The organism is Streptomyces yongxingensis (genome assembly GCF_055597465.1).
On record NZ_CM145717.1, the window covers coordinates 3,793,877 to 3,813,706 of the forward strand.

Genomic DNA, 19,830 nt, shown 5'->3' on the forward strand with positions numbered 1-19,830 from the left:
ACCCCCCGCCCGAGCAGCCGCTAAACCATCGAATTGCCCAGTAGGCAGGCGCGTTGGGGCCCGAATGGCGTACAGTCCCGGCTCAACAGGACTCACCCACACGAGTGATACATGACTCGCGCACACGAGTGACACATTTCGAGCGACTTTTGACGCCGAGCACACAAGGAAGGCAGGAGATGGGCCGCCATCGACGATCTGCCCCCGGTACCCCGGCGCAGGTGGCCGCCGCGGGCCGCCACCGGGGACCGCACCGGAGCCCCCTCGCTCCGGTCCGGACCGGACTGTTGGGCGTGTCCGCCGCTGTCGCGGTCGGCGCCGTGGCGATGGCCTCCGGACTGGGTCCGAACGGCTACAAGCTCGGCGGGGGCAATGACTCCGCCGGACAGGTTCAGGCGGGCGGTCCCTCGGACTCCGGCCTGGAGACACAGGGCTCGCAGTCCGCGGCCCCCACCGGTCGCAGCACGGTGCCTCCCAGCCGTGGTGACGACCGCCCTCACGTACCCTCCACAACTCCCTCCCAGACCCCCTCCAAGCCCTCTGGGACGCCCTCCACCACCCCGCCGGAGCGGCCGGGGCCCTCCGAGCCCTCCGGGAACGACCGGCCCGGCGGAAACGGCGAGGGCAAGGGAAGCGACAACAGCAACGGCAAGGGCGGGGCGAACGGCGGCGGGCACGGCAAGCCGTCCCGGACGCCCTCGACGGAGCCGACCGCACCCGCGCCCCCGGCGGAGTCGGCCGGCCCCGAGACCGCCTCGGAGGCCGAAGTCCTCACCCTCGTCAACAAAGAGCGCGAGAAGGTCGGCTGCGCCCCCGTGACGGCCGACTCCAAACTCGCCCAGCTCGCCGAGGACTTCAGCGAGGACATGTCCCTGCGCCAGTTCTTCGACCACATCAACCCCGACGGCGACAGCCCCTGGGAGCGCGCCGAGAGCGCGGGCATCCTGGACCTCGGCGGGGAGAACATCGCCCGGGGCCAGTCGGACGCGCAGTCCGTGATGGACTCCTGGATGAGCAGCTCCGGCCACCGCGCCAACATCCTCAACTGCTCGTTCAAGCGACTGGGCGTCGGCGCGCACTTCGGCGACGGCGGCCCCTGGTGGACCCAGGACTTCGGCTACTGAGCCGCTGAGCGGAAGCCCCTGAGCGGGCCTCCGCGTCCGGCCGCATGGGAAAGCCCGGGGCACGCTAAGGCGCCCCGGGCTTTCCCATGCCCGCACGAGCAGCACACTCACCCGCCGAAAGCGCGACCCTGGAGTCAGCGCTGAGTGCGCGTATGGTGTGAGCATGGACAGTGAACGCACTGGCGGGTCGTCCTCCGCGGTGGACGCGGAGGACCTGGCCTTCGACGTGTTCGCCCGCGCCTGCCCCTCGCGCGGCACCCTGGAGCATGTGACCGGCAAGTGGGGCGGCCTCATCCTGGGCGCGCTCCACGACGGCACCTTCCGCTTCAACGAGCTGCGGCGGCGGGTCGACGGCGTCAGCGAGAAGATGCTCTCCCAGACGCTGCACGCACTGGAGCGCGACGGTCTGGTGCACCGCGAGGCGCAGCCGACCAACCCGCCCCGGGTGGACTACCGGCTGACCCCGCTGGGCAGCGCGGTCGCCGAGCGGCTGCTGGCCCTGATCCACCTGGTCGAGGACCGGATGCCCGAGGTGCTGACGGCCCAGGAGCGCTACGACACCACGCGCGCCGGGAGCGGCGAGGCGGCAGCCGCGCGGGACGCCGGACGGGCCGCCGCGGTGGCCGGGCGCGGCGGGCGCTGACAGCGCGGGCAGAAGTAGCTGGAGCGGTTCATCCAGGGGCGGCGGCGCATCGCGGTGCCGCACCGGCGGCAGGGCTCGTCCTCCCGGCCGTAGGCGTCCAGGGAGCGCTCGAAGTACCCCGACTCGCCGTTCACGTTCACATAGAGACTGTCGAAGCTGGTGCCGCCGACGGCCAGCGCGGCGGTCATCACCTCGCGCACATGGTCCAGGAGTTCGGCGGCGCGCGGCCGGGTGAGGGTGGCCGTCGGCCGGTCGTAGTGCAGCCGGGCGCGCCACAGCGCCTCGTCGGCGTAGATGTTGCCGACCCCGCTGATCAGCGACTGGTCCAGCAGCGCCCGCTTGATCGTGGTGCGGCGGCGGCGCAGCGCGACGTGGAAGGCGGCCTCGTCGAAGGCGGGGTCCAGCGGGTCGCGGGCGATGTGCGCGATGGCGTCCGGCAGTCCCTCCGGGTCGCCGGGGACGGTGTCGTGCAGCGAGAGCCCGCCGAAGGTGCGCTGGTCGACGAAGCGCAGCTCGGTGCCCGCGTCGTCGGCGAAGCGGACCCGGATGCGCAGGTGCTTCTCGTCGGGCGCCTCGGCCGGCTGGACCAGGAGCTGCCCGCTCATCCCGAGATGGGCCAGGACCGACTCGGCGGGCGCGTCGTCGTCGAACGGCAGCCACAGGTACTTGCCGCGGCGGCGGACCGTCCCGGCACGGCGGCCCCGGAGGCGGCCCGCGAAGTCCTCCGCGCCGCCGAGGTGGCGGCGGACCGCGCGGGGGTGCAGCACCTGGACCTCGGCGACCGTACGTCCGCTGACCCAGCGCTCCAGTCCGCGGCGGACCACCTCGACCTCGGGCAGCTCGGGCAACGGGGGCCTCCTCAAGCCTTTGAGCCCTCACCGCCCCCGGGCGGAACGGCCCGGGCGGGCCGTCCGCCCGGGGGCGGTGAGGGGTGTTACGGACGTGATGGACGGTGCGGGTCGGGGAAGGCCGATCAGCGTGCCGTGGAGGCCGTGTCGGCGGCGGCTCCGCCGTCCGCCGCCGTGCCCGCGGTTCCGGCGTCGGCCGCCTTGGCCTTCGCCTGGGCCTCGTCGGCAGCCGCGCGGATGGCGCGCCAGGCGGCCTCGGCCGCCTGCTGCTCGGCTTCCTTCTTGCTGCGGCCGGTGCCGGTGCCGTACGCGACACCACCGACGCGGGCGGCAGCCGTGAAGGTCTTCTCGTGGTCGGGACCGGTCTCGGAGACCAGGTACTCCGGGACCCCGAGACCCTCGGTGGCGGTCAGCTCCTGGAGGCTGGTCTTCCAGTCCAGGCCGGCGCCGAGGTTCGAGGACTTCTCGATCAGCGGGTCGAAGAGCCGGTGGACCAGCTCCGCGGCGGCGTCGAGCCCCCGGTCGAGATAGACCGCGCCGATCACCGCTTCAAGGGTGTCGGCGAGGATGGAAGCCTTGTCCCTGCCTCCGGTGCCCTCTTCGCCCCGGCCGAGCCGGATGAAGGCGCCGAGGTCGAGGCCGCGGCCCACCTCCGCGAGCGCGCGCGAGTTGACCACCGCGGCCCGCAGCTTGGCCAGCTGGCCCTCGGGCAGGTCGGGGTGGATGCGGTACAGCGTGTCGGTGACCACCAGGCCGAGCACCGAATCCCCGAGGAATTCCAGCCGCTCGTTGGTGGGCAGCCCGCCGTTCTCGTACGCGAAGGAGCGGTGGGTCAGCGCACGCACCAGAAGGGCGGACTCGAGCTGGTACCCGAGCCGCCCTTCCAGGATCGTGTGAGACGAGGCCGTGTCCGCCTGGGCCGCTTCACCGCGCTTGCGCGGGGGCGTGGTGGCGTCTGACATAGAGCCTGTCACCCGCCGATCAGACCTCGAGGACCTGGCGGCGGTTGTAGGTGCCGCAGCTCGGGCACGCGATGTGCTGCTGCTTCGGCTCGTGGCAGCGCTCGCACGCCACCAGGTTGGGGACCGCAGCCTTCCACTGCGACCGGCGGTGGCGCGTGTTGCTGCGCGACATCTTCCGCTTCGGAACAGCCACGGCTACTTCTCCTGTGAGTCATCCCCGCGCTCGCGGGGTGCGTTGTCCTTCTCGCCGTCCCTCATGGCCTCGGCGAGTCCCTGCAGTGCCGCCCAACGGATGTCGGCGGACTCGTGGTGGTGGTCGGGGTCGTCCGCGAGCCGGGCGCCGCATTCGGCACACAGCCCCGGGCAGTCCTCCCGGCACACCGGCTGCAGCGGCAGTGCGAGCACCACCGCGTCGCGCAGCACGGGCTCGAGGTCGAACAGGTCGGCCTCGAGGAAGAGCGTGTCCTCCTCCTCGGCGTCGTCGCCGGTATCCGCTTCGCGGCTCCGGTCGTCGGCGTCGGGGTAGGAGTACATCTCCTGGAAATCCACTTCGAGCTCTCGCTCCAGCGGCTCCAGACACCTTACGCACTCCCCCGTGAGCGGCGCACGGGCGGTGCCTGTGACAAGCACCCCTTCCATGACCGACTCCAGGCGGAGGTCCAGCTCGATCGTCGCGCCCTCCCGCACCCCGATGACCTCGATACCGAGGGCCTTGGGTGCCACCACGGAGCGGGAGACCCTTTTGAGCGCACCGGGACGACGGCCCAGCTCGCGCGTGTCGAACACGAGGGGGGCGCGGTGGTCGAGGCGGGCGTTCAGGGCTTCCTGCTTTCTACGCTGCGGCGGGCCACCCGAACATCCGCTACGAATCGGGCAGCCGAGATCGCGGACGTACTCGCGACCGAAGAGCCAGGATACTGGACGGGCCGCCGTAGACCCAATCCGCCCGGTGGGGAAGGGGTTCTCGCGCCCCGGAGGGCAGAGGGGCCGTGTCGATGTACGGCTCCGCCGCGCGGGCGCGACCAGCCACGACGGCGCCGCAGTCAGCCGACGACGCGTCGCGGCACTTCCCGCGGAGCGCTCAGCGGCCCTGCTCGTACTGGCGGAGCTGGTCGAGGTCGATCATGCTCGTGTCGAACAGGCTGGTCTCGTCGAGCGCGGCGCCCGCCTGCTGCTGCTGGTGCTGGTGCTGGGGCGGCTGCTGAGGCTGCTGGGGCACGTAGGCCGCGTTCGGATCGTAGCCCTGGGCCTGGGCCTGTTGCTGCTGCTGCCAGCCGTAGGCGTCCTGCTGATAGCCGCCGCCCTGCGTGGCGTACGGGTCCTGCTGTACGTACGCCTGCTGGTAGCCGTACGCCTGCTGCTGCTGGTAGCCCGCGGTAGCGTCGTAGTACGCGGCGTCGGCGGCCGCCCGGTCGGGCGGGGCGACGGGCTGGGCGAGGTCCGCCTGGGACTGGGCCAGGTCCGCCAGATAGTCGTCGTCGGTGGTCCGCAGGGCCATGCCGGCCTCGTCCTGGGCCGCCATATGGGCGCCGAGCTCATCGGCGGGCCGGGCCCCGAGCAGCTTCTGGCGGCCCCGGCCGACCGCCTCCAGGGTCTTGGCGAGGACCGCGGAGACGGCTCCCAGCTTGGTGTCCACGTACTCGTCCGCGCGGTGCCGCAGGGTGGCCGGGTCGGCGCTGCGCTCCGGGCCCTCGTCGGGCTGCCCGATGCCGTCATCGGCGCCGGGGGCGCGGCCGAGCAGCTTCTCCCGGCCGCGGTCGACCGAGCCGATGGTCTTGGTGAGCACGACCTCGAAGTTGGCCAGCTTGCTGTCCACGTAGTCGTCGGCCTCGGCGCGGATCTCCTCGGCCTCCCGGCGGGCCTCGGCGAGGATCCGGTCGGCCTCCTCCTGGGACTTCCGCACCAGCTCGGTGTCCGAGATCAGCGAGGCGCGCTGGGCGTGCGCGGACTCGATGATCCGCTCGGCCTCCCGGTGGGCCTCCTCGACCATCTGGTCCCGGCCGCCGATCAGCTCCTGGGCGTGGGCCAGGGAGTCCGGGAGTGCCGCGCGCACCTCTTCGAGCATGGCGAGCAGCTCGGCGCGGTTGATCACGCACGAGGCCGACATGGGCATGGACCGGGCGCCGCCGACGGTATCGACGATCTCGTCGAGCTTCTTCTGCACGTCCACTGTGGGTGCTCGCAGACTGTCTGGATGCGGATGGGTACGGAATACGAACGGCACGACTGTACGGCCAGCGGGCGCCTCCCGGACAGCCGCTGACGCCCCGTCAGCCGCTACTTCCGGCCGAGCCGCTCGGCGAGCGCCTCCAGGACGATCGGCGGCACCAGGTGGGAGACGTCGCCGCCCCAGGCCGCGACCTCCTTGACCAGGCTGGAGGAGAGGAAGCTGTAGGTGGGGTTGGTGGGCACGAACAGCGTCTCCACGCCGGAGAGGCCGTTGTTCATCTGGGCCATCTGCAGCTCGTAGTCGAAGTCGCTGACGGCCCGCAGCCCCTTGACGATCGCGGGGATGTCCCGCTGCTTGCAGAAGTCCACCAGAAGTCCGTGGAACGCCTCCACCTGAACGTTTCCGTACTCCTCCGTGGTCCGGCGGAGGAGATCGATCCGCTCGTCCACCGTGAACAGGCCCTGCTTCGACTTGTTGATCATCACGGCGACGTGCACGACGTCATAGAGCTTGGAGGCACGGGCGATGATGTCGAGGTGTCCATTGGTGACGGGGTCGAACGACCCCGGACAGACTGCGCGGCGCAACGGAGTTTCCTCGCTCTCGGGTCCGGTCATGACGCGTTCTCGCACGTCGAGGCGGCGCGACCGTACCAAAGCGTGCCCTCGCCGTAGCGACGGGCCCTGAGCCCCTCGAATCCGGCAGGCCACACGAACTCCCCACCTCGTGTGCTGCGCTCAACGGTGGCCAGCGCGCCGGGCGCGAGCCAGCCCTTCCCCAGGAGTGTGAGGAGTATCTCCTGGAGTTGGGCGTCGGTGACCGCGTAGGGCGGATCCAGGAAAACGACGTCGTACGGGCCGGTGTCGGGGGCCTGTCCGGCGATGGTCTGTTCGGCCTTGCCGGTGCGCAGCTCCGCGCCGGGCAGTCCGAGGGTGCGGACGTTCTGACGGATCGTGCGGGCCGCCCGCGGGTCGGACTCGACCAGCAGCGTGTGGGCGGCGCCCCGGGACAGCGCCTCCAGGCCGACCGCGCCGGAGCCGCCGTACAGGTCCAGGACGCGGGCCCCGTCCAGCGAGCCGAGCAGCGACTCCCAGGTGGAGAACAGGCCCTCACGCGCCCGGTCCGAGGTGGGTCGGGTGCCGTTTCCCGGCGGCACGGCCAGGCGGCGGCCGCCGGCCGCTCCGGCGATCACGCGGGTCATGGGTGTGGGCCGTCCTTCGCGGTGGTCGGGGCGCGGCGCCCCGTGCCCGTCCGGGCGGAGCCGCCGCACCTCCACGATATGGCGTACGGGGGCCTGCGGGGGCCGGGCGCTCCCCTCGGGCTCAGAGCCTGTGTCATGTCCCCGGTCGGATCAGCGTGCGGCGTCAGGGGGCACCTCCCAGCGGTAGCTGGGGGCGCGTGCCAGGCGTCGCACGCCCGGCCGGGGACATGACACAGGCTCTCAGCCCTTGTCGAGGAACTCCGCGCGCTCCTTGTCCAGCAGGGCGTCCAGCGCGGTGCGCAGCTGCGGCAATCCGGCCAGCTCCGGGTCGGCGGCGACGATCGCGGCCGCCTCCTTCCGGGCCGCCGCGATGACCTCCTCGTCGTCGATGACGGCGAGCACCCGCAGCGAGGAGCGGACCCCGGACTGGGCCTGGCCGAGCACATCGCCCTCCCGGCGCTGCTCCAGGTCGATCCGGGACAGCTCGAAGCCGTCGAGCGTGGCCGCGACCGCGCCCAGCCGCGCCCGGGCGGGGCTGCCCTCGGGCATGTCGGTCACCAGCAGACACAGCCCGGGGGCCGAGCCCCGGCCGACGCGGCCGCGCAACTGGTGCAGCTGGGAGACGCCGAACCGGTCGGCGTCCATGATCACCATGGCGGTGGCATTGGGGACGTTCACCCCGACCTCGATGACGGTCGTGGCGACCAGGACGTCCACCTCGCCCGCGGCGAAGCGGCGCATCACCTCGTCCTTGGCCTCGGGCTGCATCCGGCCGTGCAGCACCTCCACCCGCAGATCACTCAGCGGGCCCTTGACGAGCTGCTCGGCGACGTCGACGACGGCCAGCGGCGGGCGCTTCTCGGCCTCGTCCTCGGCGGACTTCTCCTTCGCCGCCTTGGACTCGTCCTCCTCGTCCCCGATCCGCGGGCACACCACATACGCCTGGTGGCCGGCGGCCACCTCCTCGCGCACCCGCTCCCAGGCGCGGGTCAGGAAGTGCGGCTTGTCCTTGGCGGGCACCACATGGGAGGCGATCGGGGAACGGCCCGAGGGGAGCTGGTCCAGGACGGAGGTCTCCAGGTCGCCGAAGACGGTCATGGCGACGGTGCGCGGGATCGGCGTGGCCGTCATCACCAGCAGATGCGGGGGCTGCTTGCCCTTGGAGCGCAGGGCGTCGCGCTGCTCGACCCCGAAGCGGTGCTGCTCGTCCACGACCACCAGCCCCAGGTCGTGGAACTGGACCTTGTCCTCGATCAGGGCATGGGTGCCGATCACGATCCCGGCCTCGCCGGTGACCAGGTCCAGCAGCGCCTGACGGCGGGCCGCGGCGCCCATGGAGCCGGTGAGCAGCACCACCTTGGTGCCCTGCTCGGCGCCGCCCAGCATCCCTCCCTCGGCCAGCTCGCCCATCATCTCGGTGATCGAGCGGTGGTGCTGCTGGGCGAGCACCTCGGTGGGCGCGAGCATCGCCGCCTGTCCCCCGGCGTCCACGACACCGAGCATCGCGCGCAGCGCGACCATGGTCTTACCCGAGCCGACCTCGCCCTGGAGCAACCGGTGCATGGGGTGGTCGGTGGCGAGGTCGGCGAAGATCTCCTCGCTGACCCGGCGCTGGCCCTCGGTGAGGGTGAACGGCAGCCGGGCGTCGAAGGCGGTCAGCAGCCCGTCCGGGGCGGGCTTGCGGGGCGCCGCGGGCAGCTGGGCGTCCGCCTGCCGCCGCCGGGCGAGCGCCACCTGCAGGACGAACGCCTCGTCCCACTTCAGCCGGTCCCGGGCCGTCGCGATATCGGCCTTGGTGCCCGGCCGGTGGATCTTCCGCAGCGCCTCGGGGAGCGTGGCCAGCCCCCGGCCCTCGCGCAGGCTCTCGGGCAGCGGGTCGATCAGCCCGGCCAGCGCGGCCTCCTCATGGCCGGCCGGGCCGAGCACGGTGTCGATGGCCTGCTGGATCTGCCAGGACTCCATCTGCTTGCACGCCGGGTACAGCGGCAGCAGCTGATTGGCGAACGCCTCCACGGCATCCGCGCCGCTCCCCGCGCCCAGCGTCTTGAACTCCGGGTGGGCCAGCTGCCGCTTGCGGTTGAAGACCGAGACCTTCCCGGCGAACATCGCGCGGGTGCCGGGCTGGAGCTCCGTACGCGGCTTGTGGACGCCCTTGCCGAAGAAGACCAGCTGGAGACGGCCGCTGCCGTCGGTGATGGTGACCTCCAGCCGCCGGCCCCGGCCGCCGTTGAACGTGTGCACCCGGGCGTCGGCGACCTGCGCCACCACGGTCACATGCTCGTCCAGGGGCAGGTCGGACAGCCGGGTCAGCTCACCGCGCTCCGCGTACCGCCGCGGGTAGTGGTGCAGCAGGTCGCCGACGGTGTGCAGGTCGAGATGGTCGGCCATCACCTTCGCGGTGTTGCCGCCCAGGACCTTCTTCAGGGGTTCATCCAGCACGGGCACCCGTCCATTGCACACCACGGGGGTGACAATCGGGGATGACGAGCGGGGTGATTCCAGCGGGGTGATTCCAGCGGGTGGTTCATCGGGGGGCCGCTCCGAGCGGCCGGGCTCATTCGATGCCTATGATCAGCGGCGCGGTGGGCTGACCGCCGCGGTAGACGACCGTGTCGACGGCGAAGTGCCCCTCCCGCACATGCCGCTCCAGCCGTTCGGCGACCTCGTCCGGAAGGCCCGCGCCGAGCACCAGCGTGACCATCTCGCCGCCCGATGCCAGCATCCGGTCCAGCACCGTCTCGGCGGTCGCGGCCAGCTCCGAGCCGATCACCGCCACATCGCCGTCGATCATGCCCAGGACGTCCCCGGCCTGGCACACCCCGGCCATGGTCCAGGACTGGCGCTCGGCGACGGCCAGTTCCGCGTAGCGGGTGGCACCCGCGGCCGAGGTCATGGCGACGACGTCCTCGTCGAAGCTGCGGCCGGGCTCGTGGACGGCGAGCGCGGCGAGGCCCTGGACGGCGGACCGGGTGGGGATCACCGCGACCCGTACGCCCTCGGCGCGGGCCGCGGCCGCGGCCGCGGCCGCCGTGTGGTGCAGCTCGGTGTCGTTCGGCAGCAGCACGACCTCCCGGGCCTGGGCCCGGCGGACCGCGTCCACCAGCTCACCGCTGGCGGGCGGCTCCCCGGGGCGGGTGGCGACCGCGGTCGCTCCCGCCTCGGCGCACAGCGCGGCGAGCCCGTCGCCGGGGACGACGGCGACCAAGGCACGGGGCGCGCGCTCGGCGCGCGGGCCGCCCGTGGGGCCCTGGGCGCCGGACTGATCCGGCAGGACGATGGCCGGGCCCGGCCGGTCCGGACCGCCCGAGCCCGCCTTACGGACGGCGGCGCCGGCGAAGTGGGTGATCCGGATGCGGTACGGGCGCCCGGCCTGGATGCCCGCCTCCACGGCCGCCCCCGCGTCGTCCACATGGACGTGGACGTTCCACAGGCCCTCGCCGCCGACGACCACCAGGGAGTCGCCGAGGGCGTCCAGCCGCTCCCTCAGGGCGGTCACGGCCGTGTCGTCGGCCTCCAGGAGGTAGATCACCTCGAAGGCGGGCCCGCCGTCCGGGGCGCCGTCGGCGGAGCAGCCCGCCAGGTCCTGCCCGCCCGTCCCGGGGGACGCCAAGGCATCACGGCCGGGGCGGGCCGGCGCGAGCGCCGCGGGGGCCTCGCCCGACAGGGCCTGGGCGAGCCCGCCCAGGACCGTCACCAGGCCGTAGCCGCCCGCGTCGACCACCCCCGCGCGGGCGAGGACGTCGAGCTGGCCCGGGGTGGCCTGGAGCGCCGTACGGGCGCCCTCGTACGCGGCGCGGGCCACCGTGGCGACGTCGCCCGTGGCCCGTTCCGCGCTCTCCGCGGCGGCCACGGCGACCGTAAGGACGGTGCCTTCGACGGGGTGCGCGACGGCCAGGTAGGCGAGGTCGGCCGCGCGCCGCAGCGCCCGCCGCAGCCCGTCCGCCTCTCCCGCGCCCGGGTTCCCGTCCGCCTCGCCCGCGCCCCGGCCCCCGTCCGGCGTGCCGTCGGCCAGGACGTCCGCCATGCCGCGCAGCAGCTGCGCCAGGATCGTGCCGGAGTTGCCCCGCGCGCCGATCAGCGCGCCATGGGCCATGGCGCGCACCACATCGGCGAGGGTGGGGCGGGACGCGGCGGCCGAGGTCGCGTGGCCGTCGAAGGCGGCGTCGACGGCCCGGGCGGCGGACTCGACGGTCAGATACAGATTGGTGCCGGTGTCCCCGTCCGCGACCGGATAGACGTTGATCGCGTCGATGTCCGCACGGGCCCGGCCCAGCGCGTCGAGGGCGAGCCCGCACCAGATCCGTACCGCATCGGCATCGAGCGTGTGCGGCACGAAAGGTCCTCCTCGGAGGCTGCTGGGGCGGGGTGGGCATCGCGTCATCGCAGGGTAGCCGCCGCCCTCGGCGGGTGCCGGGGCAGCCATGATAGTTTCGTTGTACGGGAGTGGCCGTTGTATGCTGCTCCGGTTGCCCGATGCGAATCGGGCCATTCCCCCCAGGCGCCGCCGATCCTCCACGATCCAGGCAACGCCCGGGGCATCCGTTCAGTGTCCTGTCTCCTCGCGGGAAGCGAGGGTGACCCGTCTTTGGAGTAACCCGTGGCTGCCAACTGCGACGTCTGCGGCAAGGGGCCGGGCTTCGGCAACAACATCTCGCACTCGCACCGCCGCACCCGCCGTCGTTGGAACCCCAACATCCAGACGGTGCGCGCTGTGGTCGGTCGTACCCCGAAGCGGCTCAACGTCTGCACCTCGTGCATCAAGGCCGGCAAGGTTTCGCGCTAGTCCTCTAGTCGCACGGCCTCCCCGCGCAAGCGGGAACCGGTACGCCCAGGCCGGTCCACCTATGGCGTGGACCGGCCTTTCGCGTGCTTCTCAGCCGGCCCGCTCCGACAACCACCCGTGGTCGACCGGGCCGATGCCCGTGCCCAGGGGGAAGCCCGCCGCGATGGCGCCCGTGACGTAGTCCTTGGCCGCCGTGACGGCCTCGGGGACCTCGTATCCGCCCGCCAGATACGTGGCGATGGCCGCGGCGAGGGTGCACCCCGTGCCGTGCGTATGGCGGTTGTCCTGGCGGGGCGCCCGGAGCCAGTGCTCCTCGGTGCCGTCGGTGAGCAGATCCACCGCGTCGCCGCCGGGCAGATGGCCGCCCTTGATCAGCGCCCACCGCGGGCCGTGCCCCAGCACCGCCCCGGCCGCCCGCCGCTGGTCGTCCTCCGACTCCACCCGGACGCCGGTGAGCTGGGCCACCTCGTCCAGGTTGGGCGTGGCGACGGTCGCGGTCGGCAGCAGCTTCGTACGGACGGCGTCCAGCGCCTCGGCGGCCAGCAGCGGGTCACCGTGCTTGGAGACGCCGACCGGATCGACGACCACCGGCGCGGTGAGGTCCGCGAGCAGCGCGGCGACGGTCTCGACCAGTTCGGCGGTCGCCAGCATGCCGGTCTTGACCGCCTGGACGCCGATGTCGTCGGCCACGCTGCGGAACTGGGCCCGCACGGCCGCCGCGGGCAGTTCCCAGGCGCCCTGGACGCCCAGGGAGTTCTGCGCCGTCACCGCGGTGATCACGCTCATGCCGTGGGCACCCAGGGACAGCATGGTCTTCAGGTCGGCCTGGATCCCCGCACCGCCTCCGGAGTCCGATCCGGCGACGGTGAGGACGCGCACGGGCGCCGAGCCGTCATGGGCGGGACGGGGGACACGGGGAGGTAGCGCCATGGCACCGAATCTACTCGGCGCTCCCGGCACCCCCGAACGTCCCCCAGGGCGCCCTTACCGTCGCGGCGCCCTTACCGTCACCCAGCACCGCCACCCAGCACCGCCACCCGGCACCGTCACTCGGCGCCCTTACCGTCGCCGAAGTGGTCCCAGCCCCCGTGCGCCCAGGGAGCTCCGTCCACCGTCACCTGGGGCAGCGCCGAGGGGTTGAGCACCTCGCCGATCACCTTCCAGCGGGCCGGCAGCTTGGCGTCGGGCGGGAAGGTGGCCACGATCGCGTGGTCCTCTCCCCCGCTGAGCACCCACTGGAGCGGATCGACGCCCACGGCCTGGCCGATGTCCGACATCTGCGAGGGGATGTCGATGTCCGCCGAGCGCAGATCGATACGGACCTTGCTGGCCTCCGCGATATGCCCGAGGTCGGCCACCAGCCCGTCGCTCACATCCGTCATCGCGGTCGCGCCCAGCCCCGCGGCGGCGGGACCCGCGTGGTACGGCGGCTCCGGCCGCCGGTGCGCCTCGACGAAGGCCCGCGGCGAGCGGAAGCCGCGCGAGAGCACCGCGTGTCCGGCCGCCGACCAGCCCAGCCACCCGGTGACGGCGACCACGTCGCCGGGCTGGGCACCGGATCGGGTGACCGGCTCGTGGTTGCGCAGATCGCCCAGTGCGGTGATGGCGACGGTGATGGTGTCCCCGCGCACGACGTCACCGCCCACCACGGCCGCGCCCGCGACCTGGCATTCGTCGCGGATGCCGTCCATCAGCTCGGCCGGCCAGGTCACCGGCAGATCGGCGGGTACCACCAGGCCGAGCAGCAGGGCGGTCGGCACGGCGCCCATGGCCGCGATGTCGGCCAGGTTCTGGGCCGCGGCCTTACGGCCGACGTCATAGGCGGTGGACCAGTCCCGGCGGAAGTGCCTGCCCTCCAGCAGGATGTCCGTACTGGCCACGACCCTCCGGTCGGGCGCGGCCACGACCGCGGCATCGTCACCGGGCCCCAACCTCACCGCCGGGGTGGTGGTGAGCCGGGAGGTGAGCTCTCTGATGAGCCCGAACTCCCCCAACTCGCCCACGGTGCCCTTCATCCCATCGCCCCTTCGTGCTCGTGACCGCTTTCCGCCGCGCCGCGCTCCCCGCGCGGGTCTCCCCGCGCCGCATGGCGACGCGGTACCGTGGCGTCCCTTCTTTCCACATGATCCTCGTAGCCGCCCTGGAGGTTCCGTGGTACAGGCGTACATCCTGATCCAGACCGAGGTCGGCAGGGCCTCGACCGTGGCCGACGTCATCGCCAAGCTCCCCGGGGTGATACAGGCGGAGGACGTGACGGGCCCCTATGACGTGATCGTGCGGGCCCAGGCCGACACGGTCGATGAACTCGGCCGCATGGTGGTCGCGAAAGTCCAGCAAGTGGAAGGGATCACCCGTACCCTGACCTGCCCGGTCGTCCATCTCTAGCTCCCCCGTATGATCGGCCGGTGAATTCCGCACACCGTAGTCTCACCCGACGGTTGGTTCCGTTGTCCGCCACGGTGGCTCTGGCCCTGGTGCCGGTAGCGGGTTGCTCCTTCACCGGGGATTCCGACGACACCGAAGCGCCCGCGGTTCCCACGCCGGCCCCACAGGCGGCCGCGATATGCCGGGCGCTGCACAAGGAACTGCCCGACACCGTGAACGGGCTGAAGCGGGGCACCGCCGAGCCCGCCTCGGACTACACAGCCGTGTGGGGGGACCCCGCCGTGCAGCTCCGCTGCGGGGTCCCCCGACCGGAGGCGATGGGCTCCAAGACCGATTCGGCCGAGGTGAACGGCGTCGAGTGGCTCCCGGAGAAGCGAGACGACGGCTACCGCTTCACCACCGTACTGCGCCGGGCCTATGTCGAGGTGACCGTGCCCGGGAAGTACTCCCCCGAGATCAACCCCCTGCTCGATCTCGCCCGCGCCGTCAAGAAGACGGTCCCGAAGGGCGTGGCCTAGCGCGGCCCCGTGCGACTGGCGCGGCCGTCCGGCTAGCGCAGCCCCGTCGAGCGGCGCAGCGCGGCCTCCAGCAGCCGGTCCACCAGCTCGGGGTAGCTCACGCCGCTCTCCTGCCACATGCGCGGGTACATCGAGATCGGGGTGAAGCCGGGCATGGTGTTGATCTCGTTGATCACGAACTCACCGCTGTCCAGCAGGAAGAAGTCGGCCCGCACCAGCCCCTCGCAGGACGCCGCCTCGAAGGCGGCCACCGCGAGCTCCTGGACCCGACGGGTCTGCTCCTCGCTCAGCGGCGCGGGCACGATGCCGTCCGCCGCGTCGATGTACTTCGCCTCGAAGTCGTAGAAGGCGTGGGAGGAGACCGGCGGGATCTCGGCGGGCACGCTGGCGCGCGGCCCGTCCTCGTACTCCAGCACCCCGCACTCGATCTCGCGGCCGCGCAGCAGCGCCTCCACGATGACCTTCGGGTCGTGGCGCCGGGCCTCCTCGATGGCCGCGTCCAGGTCCGCCGGGCCCTCGACCTTGCTGATGCCGAAGGACGAGCCGGCGCGCGCGGGCTTCACGAAGAGCGGCCAGCCGTGCTCCTCGGCGAACTCCACGATCCTCCGGCGGGCGGCGGAAGGTTCCTGCTCCCAGGCCCGGGGGCGGATCACCTCATACGGCCCGACGGGCAGCCCGAAGGAGACGAACACCCGCTTCATGTACTCCTTGTCCATGCCCACGGCGGAGGCGAGCACCCCGGCGCCCACGTACGGCACCCCGGAGAGCTCCAGCAGCCCCTGGAGGGTGCCGTCCTCGCCGTACGGGCCGTGCAGCATGGGGAAGACGACGTCGACGTCGCCCAGCGCCTTGGGCACCGCCCCCGGCTCGCTGTAGACGACCTCGCGGCTCCCCGGGTCGACCGGGAGGACGACCGAGCCCTCGCTGGACTCGGCGAGCCGTTCGACGCTGGGCAGCTCGCGGCCCGCGATGGCCATCCGCTCGGGCTCGTCGGCGGTCAGCGCCCAACGGCCGTCCGTGGTGATGCCGATCGGCAGCACGTCGTACTTCTCGCGGTCGATGGCGCGCAGCACGGCGCCCGCGGTGACCACCGAGATGGCGTGCTCGGAGCTGCGGCCGCCGAAGACGACGGCGACGCGCGGCTTCCGCCGCTCGCCTCCGGAGGAAGCCGGGACAGGGCCTGGGGAAGGGGTCTGGCTGCTCATATCGCGTTGAGGTTACCTTGCGGTCCGCGCGGCGTCAGTGCCGCTCGGCCTTGGCGCTGCGGGACATCAGCTCTTTGAGTGCGACGAGGGGCTGTTTGCCGTCGTGCACGATCTCGACGACGGTCTCGGTGATGGGCATGTCGACGTCGTGGCGGCGGGCGAGGTCCAGCACCGACTCGCACGACTTGACGCCCTCCGCGGTCTGCTTGGTGACCGCGATGGTCTCCTCCAGTGTCATCCCGCGGCCCAGGTTGGTGCCGAAAGTGTGGTTGCGGGAGAGCGGGGAGGAGCAGGTGGCGACGAGGTCGCCCATGCCCGCAAGGCCCGCGAAGGTGTGCGCGTCGGCGCCCATCGCCAGGCCGAGCCGGGTCGTTTCGGCGAGGCCGCGGGTGATGAGCGACGCCTTGGTGTTGTCGCCGAGGCCCATGCCGTCGGCGATGCCCACGGCCAGCGCGATGACGTTCTTCACCGCGCCGCCCAGCTCGCAGCCGACCACGTCGGTGTTGGTGTACGGGCGGAAGTACGCGGTGTGGCAGGCGGTCTGAAGGCGGCGGGCCACGCTCTCGTCGGGGCAGGCCACCACGGAGGCGGCGGGCTGCCGGGCGGCGATCTCCTTGGCGAGGTTGGGCCCGGTGAGCACCGCGACGCGCTCCGCGGGCGCCTTGGCGACCTCCTGGACGACCTCGCTCATCCGCTTGGCCGTGCCGAGTTCGACGCCCTTCATCAGGGAGACCAGCACGGTGTCGGCGGCCAGCAGCGGGGCCCAGTCGGAGAGGTTCCCGCGCAGCGTCTGGGAGGGCACGGAGAAGACGGTGAACTCCGCGCCGTCCGCTGCCTCGGCAGGGTCGGTGGTGGCCCGCACACCGTCGGGGAGCCGCACCCCGGGGAAGTAGTCGGGATTGGTGCGGCCGGTGTTGATGGCCTCGACGACACCGGGCCGGCGCCCCCACAGCGTCACCTCGCACCCCGCGTCGGCGAGCACCATCGCGAAGGCGGTGCCCCAGGAGCCGGTGCCGAAGACGGCGCAGCGCGTCACTTGCTCTCCTCATCGGCCAGCGGGAGCGGCGGGCCGTCGATGCTGGACCGGGTGGGCCGGTCGTACCTCTGGGCGGGCGCCGGCTCGCCGCGCACCTCGGAGAGGAGCTCGGTGATGGCGTCCATGATGGTGTCGGTGGCCGCCCTGAGGACCTCCGCGGTGGGCTCCTGGCCGTAGAACTCGGACAGGTCCACCGGCGGGCCGGCGTGCACCTTGAGCGTCTTACGGGGGAAGAGGCGGACCCGCTTCTCCTTGGCGTACGGCGGCACGGCCTCGTTGGCGCCCCACTGGGCGACGGGGATGACCGGGGCCTTGGTGAGCAGGGCGACCCGCGCCGCACCGGTCTTCCCGCGCATGGGCCACATGTCCGGGTCGCGGGTGAGGGTGCCCTCGGGGTAGAAGGCCACGCACTCGCCCTTGTTGATGGCGTCCACGGCGGACCGGAACGCGTTGGCGGCGTCGGTGGACTCGCGGTAGACGGGGATCTGGCCGGTGCCGCGGAGCATGGTGCCCACGAAGCCGCCTCTGAAGAGGGCTGCCTTGGCGAGGAAGCGCGGCACCCTTCCGGTGTTGTACTGGAAGTGCGCGTAGGAGAGCGGGTCGAGATACGAGTTGTGATTGATCGCGGTGATAAATCCACCGTCGGCGGGAATGTGCTCCATTCCGTGCCAGTCCCGCTTGAACAGAACCACCAGCGGCGGTTTGCACAAGACCGCTGCCACGCGGTACCAGAAGCCGATTCTGCGGCCGGACACTCGGAACATCCTCTCTTGGACCCTGCTGACCTGCTGGCTTGCTGTCGTCCCCAGCAGCCGCACAAGTGTCGCTCCAGGCACCCCGTCTGTCGAGGACACCGTAACCCCGCACGTCTTCGGCGAGCCGGGCAGCAGGTCAGAATGAGGTCCGTGGGAAGAAACGGAGCCCCTGTGACCTGGACCCTCGTGGTGCCGCTGAAGCCCTTGGCACGGGCCAAGACCAGGCTCTCCGACGCCGCGGGGGACGGCCCCCGGGCCTCGCTCGCCCTCGCGTTCGCCCAGGACACGGTGGGCGCGGCGCTGGCGAGCCGGTGGGTGCGGGGGGTGACCGTCGTCACCGACGACCCGCTTGCCGGACGTGAGCTGTCGGCCCTCGGCGCCCGGATCCTGCCCGACTCCCCGGGGCGCGGACTGAACGCGGCGCTGGCGCACGGCGCCCGCGCGGTCCGCGGGGAGCGCCCGGAGGCCGCCGTGGCGGCGCTGAACGCCGATCTCCCGGCGCTGCGGACGGTGGAGCTCGACCTGGTGCTCGAGGCCGCCTCCGGCTTCTCACGCGCCTTCCTGGCGGATGCCGCGGGGGTGGGCACGACGCTGCTCTCGGCGGCGCCCGGCGCCGAGCTGGCGCCCGCCTTCGGGGGCCCGTCGCGGGACCGGCACCGGGCGTCGGGGGCGCGGGAGATCGAGCTGGCGGGGGTGGACTCGGTGCGGCGCGACGTGGACACGGCCGGGGATCTGCGCGCGGCGGTGGCCCTGGGGGTGGGCGCCCACACCAGGGCTAGGCTGGCGGACATGCAGGGAACCGCCTATACGTACGACCCCGAGACCCGCGCCGGCAGCGTGCTGCTGGACGACGGCACTCCGCTGCCGTTCGACACCGCGGCCTTCGACGCCGGGGGGCTGCGGATGCTGCGCCCGGGGCAGCGGGTGCGGATCGAGGTGGAGGGCGAGGGCGAGCAGCGCCGGGTCGTCTTCGTCACGCTGCAGACGTTCTGAACACCGTGAGGCTCTGAGCCCCGCGGACGAACCCGAGCCCCGCGGAGGTTCTGCGCGCGAATCCCTGGGAGACCAGGCGCCGACAGCACCGCGGGCCGGGCTCCCTCGGGGAGCCCGGCCCGGCGCGGATGCGGTGGGGCGCCTGAGCGCCACCGGCTAGCGCTTCCTGGCGGTGGTCTTCTTCGCGGTGGTCTTGCGGGCACTCGTCTTGCGTGCCGGGGCCTTCTTCGCCGTGGCCTTGGCGGGTGCCTTCTTGGCCGTGGTCTTCTTGGCGGGCGCCTTCTTCGCCGTGGTCTTGGCCGGCGCCTTCTTCGCGGCGGGGGCCTTCTTGGCGGGCGCCTTCTTCGCGGGTGCCTTCTTGGCGGTCGCCTTCTTGGCCGCAGCCTTCTTCGCCGCCACCTGGAGGCTGCCCTTGGGAGCCTTCTTCACGGCGACCTCGCCGCCGCGCGGGAGCTTCTTGGAGCCGCTCACCAGATCCTTGAAGCCCTGACCGGGACGGAACCGGGGCACCGAGGTCTTCTTGACCCGCACGCGCTCCCCGGTCTGCGGGTTACGGGCGTACCGGGCGGGCCGTTCCACCTTCTCGAACGAACCGAATCCAGTGACCGAAACTCGCTCCCCGGCGACGGTCGCCCGGACGATGGCGTCCAGGACGGCGTCTACGGCATCGGCGGCCTGCTGACGGCCGCCGAGCTTGTCGGCAATCGCTTCTACGAGCTGCGCCTTGTTCACGTCTTCCCCTTCGGAGACATTGCCGGAATCAATGTGTTCAAGCCTTTTCGCACGTTAGGCAGATATATACCGCAAATCAAACACGAAACGGGCTAATCACCCTTGTGCCGCAACACACTCGATCGTCACGGACTTCCGTCGGTGTCGGGATCTTCGGGGAAACGCCCCTCGTCGAGGTCGTTCATCAACCGCTCCAGACGCTTTGCCGCATCTGCGAGATCGTGTTTCGCCGCTGAGGTGATGACCAGCAGCTTCCGGGACAGCGCCATCCGTACGCCCTCCGGGACTTGCAGTGCGCGCACCTTTGCGTGCGCTTCCTTGAGCCGGTCGGCGACGATGCCGTAGAGCTCGAGTTGGCCGTCGCGTTCCATGCACTGATTGTGCCATCTGAGGCGAGTTGTCGCTTCACGGGGCCTCAACATGCCGATGCGCCGCCGGTCCGAGGACCGGCGGCGCATCTTGCCAAACCCGCTCT

The 19,830-nt window shown here is 72.3% G+C and carries 20 protein-coding genes and 2 pseudogenes; 6 read left to right on the forward strand and 16 right to left on the reverse strand.

The features are described 5' to 3' along the window. Positions 1-179: 179 nt before the first annotated feature. Both ACZ6TD_RS15780 and ACZ6TD_RS15785 read left to right on the forward strand, forming a co-directional pair. The gene (locus tag ACZ6TD_RS15780; protein ID WP_471354513.1) at positions 180-1,124 is read left to right on the forward strand and encodes a CAP domain-containing protein; all 945 of its coding nucleotides are present in this window, start codon (positions 180-182) and stop codon (positions 1,122-1,124) included. Between the two features lie 163 nt (positions 1,125-1,287). Then, positions 1,288-1,767, forward strand: coding sequence for a winged helix-turn-helix transcriptional regulator (locus ACZ6TD_RS15785; protein ID WP_471354515.1), 480 nt, complete (start codon positions 1,288-1,290; stop codon positions 1,765-1,767). Here the strand turns inward: ACZ6TD_RS15785 and mutM are convergent. The 9 genes from mutM to ACZ6TD_RS15830 form a co-directional block, all read right to left on the reverse strand. Beyond that, the gene (gene mutM, locus ACZ6TD_RS15790; protein WP_471354517.1) at positions 1,677-2,615 is read right to left on the reverse strand and encodes a bifunctional DNA-formamidopyrimidine glycosylase/DNA-(apurinic or apyrimidinic site) lyase; all 939 of its coding nucleotides are present in this window, start codon (positions 2,613-2,615) and stop codon (positions 1,677-1,679) included. The two genes, ACZ6TD_RS15785 and mutM, sit on opposite strands and share 91 nt — an antisense overlap. A gap of 125 nt (positions 2,616-2,740) precedes the next feature. Beyond that, the gene (gene rnc, locus ACZ6TD_RS15795; RefSeq protein ID WP_471354519.1) at positions 2,741-3,577 is read right to left on the reverse strand and encodes a ribonuclease III; all 837 of its coding nucleotides are present in this window, start codon (positions 3,575-3,577) and stop codon (positions 2,741-2,743) included. 19 nt (positions 3,578-3,596) lie between these two features. Continuing rightward, positions 3,597-3,770 carry a 50S ribosomal protein L32 gene (gene rpmF / locus ACZ6TD_RS15800; protein ID WP_037948573.1) on the reverse strand — a complete coding sequence of 58 codons (174 nt, stop codon included), beginning with the start codon at positions 3,768-3,770 and terminating at the stop codon, positions 3,597-3,599. Between the two features lie 2 nt (positions 3,771-3,772). Further along, positions 3,773-4,363 carry a YceD family protein gene (locus ACZ6TD_RS15805; RefSeq protein ID WP_471354521.1) on the reverse strand — a complete coding sequence of 197 codons (591 nt, stop codon included), beginning with the start codon at positions 4,361-4,363 and terminating at the stop codon, positions 3,773-3,775. A 295-nt stretch (positions 4,364-4,658) separates the two neighbouring features. Continuing rightward, positions 4,659-5,747 (reverse strand): cell division initiation protein, encoded by a 1,089-nt coding sequence (locus ACZ6TD_RS15810; protein WP_471354523.1) that lies wholly within the window; start codon positions 5,745-5,747, stop codon positions 4,659-4,661. A 107-nt stretch (positions 5,748-5,854) separates the two neighbouring features. Then, a complete protein-coding gene (coaD, locus tag ACZ6TD_RS15815; protein WP_471354525.1) occupies positions 5,855-6,364 on the reverse strand; it encodes a pantetheine-phosphate adenylyltransferase in 510 nt (169 codons plus the stop codon). Beyond that, on the reverse strand, positions 6,361-6,948 hold the full coding sequence (gene rsmD, locus ACZ6TD_RS15820) for a 16S rRNA (guanine(966)-N(2))-methyltransferase RsmD (protein WP_471354527.1): 588 nt from the start codon (positions 6,946-6,948) through the stop codon (positions 6,361-6,363). Before rsmD ends, coaD begins: the two co-directional genes overlap by 4 nt. A gap of 240 nt (positions 6,949-7,188) precedes the next feature. Then, positions 7,189-9,336 (reverse strand): ATP-dependent DNA helicase RecG, encoded by a 2,148-nt coding sequence (gene recG / locus ACZ6TD_RS15825; RefSeq protein ID WP_471357761.1) that lies wholly within the window; start codon positions 9,334-9,336, stop codon positions 7,189-7,191. Positions 9,337-9,502: 166 nt separating this feature from the next. Next, on the reverse strand, positions 9,503-11,329 hold the full coding sequence (locus ACZ6TD_RS15830; protein ID WP_471357764.1) for a DAK2 domain-containing protein: 1,827 nt from the start codon (positions 11,327-11,329) through the stop codon (positions 9,503-9,505). 216 nt (positions 11,330-11,545) lie between these two features. On the opposite strand from ACZ6TD_RS15830, the pseudogene rpmB reads away from it, so the two are divergent. Further along, positions 11,546-11,656: pseudogene (gene rpmB / locus ACZ6TD_RS15835) on the forward strand (50S ribosomal protein L28); the annotation flags it as partial. 165 nt (positions 11,657-11,821) lie between these two features. Here the strand turns inward: rpmB and thiD are convergent. Together thiD and ACZ6TD_RS15845 are read right to left on the reverse strand one after the other, a co-directional pair. Continuing rightward, positions 11,822-12,661: a bifunctional hydroxymethylpyrimidine kinase/phosphomethylpyrimidine kinase gene (gene thiD, locus ACZ6TD_RS15840; RefSeq protein ID WP_471354528.1), complete on the reverse strand. Its 840-nt coding sequence runs from the start codon at positions 12,659-12,661 to the stop codon at positions 11,822-11,824. Between the two features lie 116 nt (positions 12,662-12,777). After that, positions 12,778-13,746: a thiamine-phosphate kinase gene (locus tag ACZ6TD_RS15845; RefSeq protein ID WP_471354530.1), complete on the reverse strand. Its 969-nt coding sequence runs from the start codon at positions 13,744-13,746 to the stop codon at positions 12,778-12,780. A 136-nt stretch (positions 13,747-13,882) separates the two neighbouring features. Here ACZ6TD_RS15845 and ACZ6TD_RS15850 point away from each other — a divergent pair, with 136 nt between their 5' ends. Both ACZ6TD_RS15850 and ACZ6TD_RS15855 read left to right on the forward strand, forming a co-directional pair. Continuing rightward, on the forward strand, positions 13,883-14,116 hold the full coding sequence (locus tag ACZ6TD_RS15850) for an Lrp/AsnC family transcriptional regulator (RefSeq protein WP_037948554.1): 234 nt from the start codon (positions 13,883-13,885) through the stop codon (positions 14,114-14,116). A gap of 62 nt (positions 14,117-14,178) precedes the next feature. Then, positions 14,179-14,634 carry a DUF3515 domain-containing protein gene (locus ACZ6TD_RS15855; protein ID WP_471354531.1) on the forward strand — a complete coding sequence of 152 codons (456 nt, stop codon included), beginning with the start codon at positions 14,179-14,181 and terminating at the stop codon, positions 14,632-14,634. 32 nt (positions 14,635-14,666) lie between these two features. Here the strand turns inward: ACZ6TD_RS15855 and ACZ6TD_RS15860 are convergent, their stop codons facing one another. From ACZ6TD_RS15860 to ACZ6TD_RS15870, 3 genes are read right to left on the reverse strand one after another with little or no spacing between them, the layout of a single operon-like run. After that, positions 14,667-15,839, reverse strand: coding sequence for a D-alanine--D-alanine ligase family protein (locus ACZ6TD_RS15860; protein ID WP_471354533.1), 1,173 nt, complete (start codon positions 15,837-15,839; stop codon positions 14,667-14,669). A 34-nt stretch (positions 15,840-15,873) separates the two neighbouring features. Continuing rightward, positions 15,874-16,824: an NAD(P)H-dependent glycerol-3-phosphate dehydrogenase gene (locus tag ACZ6TD_RS15865; protein ID WP_471357767.1), complete on the reverse strand. Its 951-nt coding sequence runs from the start codon at positions 16,822-16,824 to the stop codon at positions 15,874-15,876. A gap of 47 nt (positions 16,825-16,871) precedes the next feature. After that, positions 16,872-17,630: a lysophospholipid acyltransferase family protein gene (locus tag ACZ6TD_RS15870; protein ID WP_471354535.1), complete on the reverse strand. Its 759-nt coding sequence runs from the start codon at positions 17,628-17,630 to the stop codon at positions 16,872-16,874. A 171-nt stretch (positions 17,631-17,801) separates the two neighbouring features. On the opposite strand from ACZ6TD_RS15870, the pseudogene cofC reads away from it, so the two are divergent. Next, positions 17,802-18,416, forward strand: a pseudogene (gene cofC, locus ACZ6TD_RS15875) (2-phospho-L-lactate guanylyltransferase); the annotation flags it as partial. Positions 18,417-18,779: 363 nt separating this feature from the next. On the opposite strand, the gene ACZ6TD_RS15880 reads toward cofC, so the two are convergent. Next, a complete protein-coding gene (locus tag ACZ6TD_RS15880; RefSeq protein WP_471354536.1) occupies positions 18,780-19,355 on the reverse strand; it encodes an HU family DNA-binding protein in 576 nt (191 codons plus the stop codon). Positions 19,356-19,480: 125 nt separating this feature from the next. Beyond that, on the reverse strand, positions 19,481-19,726 hold the full coding sequence (locus ACZ6TD_RS15885) for an SCO5555 family protein (RefSeq protein WP_191070200.1): 246 nt from the start codon (positions 19,724-19,726) through the stop codon (positions 19,481-19,483). Positions 19,727-19,830: the final 104 nt, after the last annotated feature.

What these genes read in the sequence shown, in the direction of transcription:
- ACZ6TD_RS15865 (WP_471357767.1), bottom strand. Translation starts at nt 16,824, where the DNA reads ATGGTGCTCGCCGACGCGGGGTGCGAGGTGACGCTGTGGGGGCGCCGG.
- thiD (WP_471354528.1), bottom strand. Translation starts at nt 12,661, where the DNA reads ATGGCGCTACCTCCCCGTGTCCCCCGTCCCGCCCATGACGGCTCGGCG.
- rsmD (WP_471354527.1), bottom strand. Translation starts at nt 6,948, where the DNA reads ATGACCCGCGTGATCGCCGGAGCGGCCGGCGGCCGCCGCCTGGCCGTG.
- coaD (WP_471354525.1), bottom strand. Translation starts at nt 6,364, where the DNA reads ATGACCGGACCCGAGAGCGAGGAAACTCCGTTGCGCCGCGCAGTCTGT.
- ACZ6TD_RS15780 (WP_471354513.1), top strand. Translation starts at nt 180, where the DNA reads ATGGGCCGCCATCGACGATCTGCCCCCGGTACCCCGGCGCAGGTGGCC.
- ACZ6TD_RS15845 (WP_471354530.1), bottom strand. Translation starts at nt 13,746, where the DNA reads ATGAAGGGCACCGTGGGCGAGTTGGGGGAGTTCGGGCTCATCAGAGAG.
- ACZ6TD_RS15860 (WP_471354533.1), bottom strand. Translation starts at nt 15,839, where the DNA reads ATGAGCAGCCAGACCCCTTCCCCAGGCCCTGTCCCGGCTTCCTCCGGA.
- rnc (WP_471354519.1), bottom strand. Translation starts at nt 3,577, where the DNA reads ATGTCAGACGCCACCACGCCCCCGCGCAAGCGCGGTGAAGCGGCCCAG.
- ACZ6TD_RS15885 (WP_191070200.1), bottom strand. Translation starts at nt 19,726, where the DNA reads ATGGAACGCGACGGCCAACTCGAGCTCTACGGCATCGTCGCCGACCGG.
- recG (WP_471357761.1), bottom strand. Translation starts at nt 9,336, where the DNA reads ATGGCCGACCATCTCGACCTGCACACCGTCGGCGACCTGCTGCACCAC.
- ACZ6TD_RS15830 (WP_471357764.1), bottom strand. Translation starts at nt 11,329, where the DNA reads ATGACGCGATGCCCACCCCGCCCCAGCAGCCTCCGAGGAGGACCTTTC.
- ACZ6TD_RS15785 (WP_471354515.1), top strand. Translation starts at nt 1,288, where the DNA reads ATGGACAGTGAACGCACTGGCGGGTCGTCCTCCGCGGTGGACGCGGAG.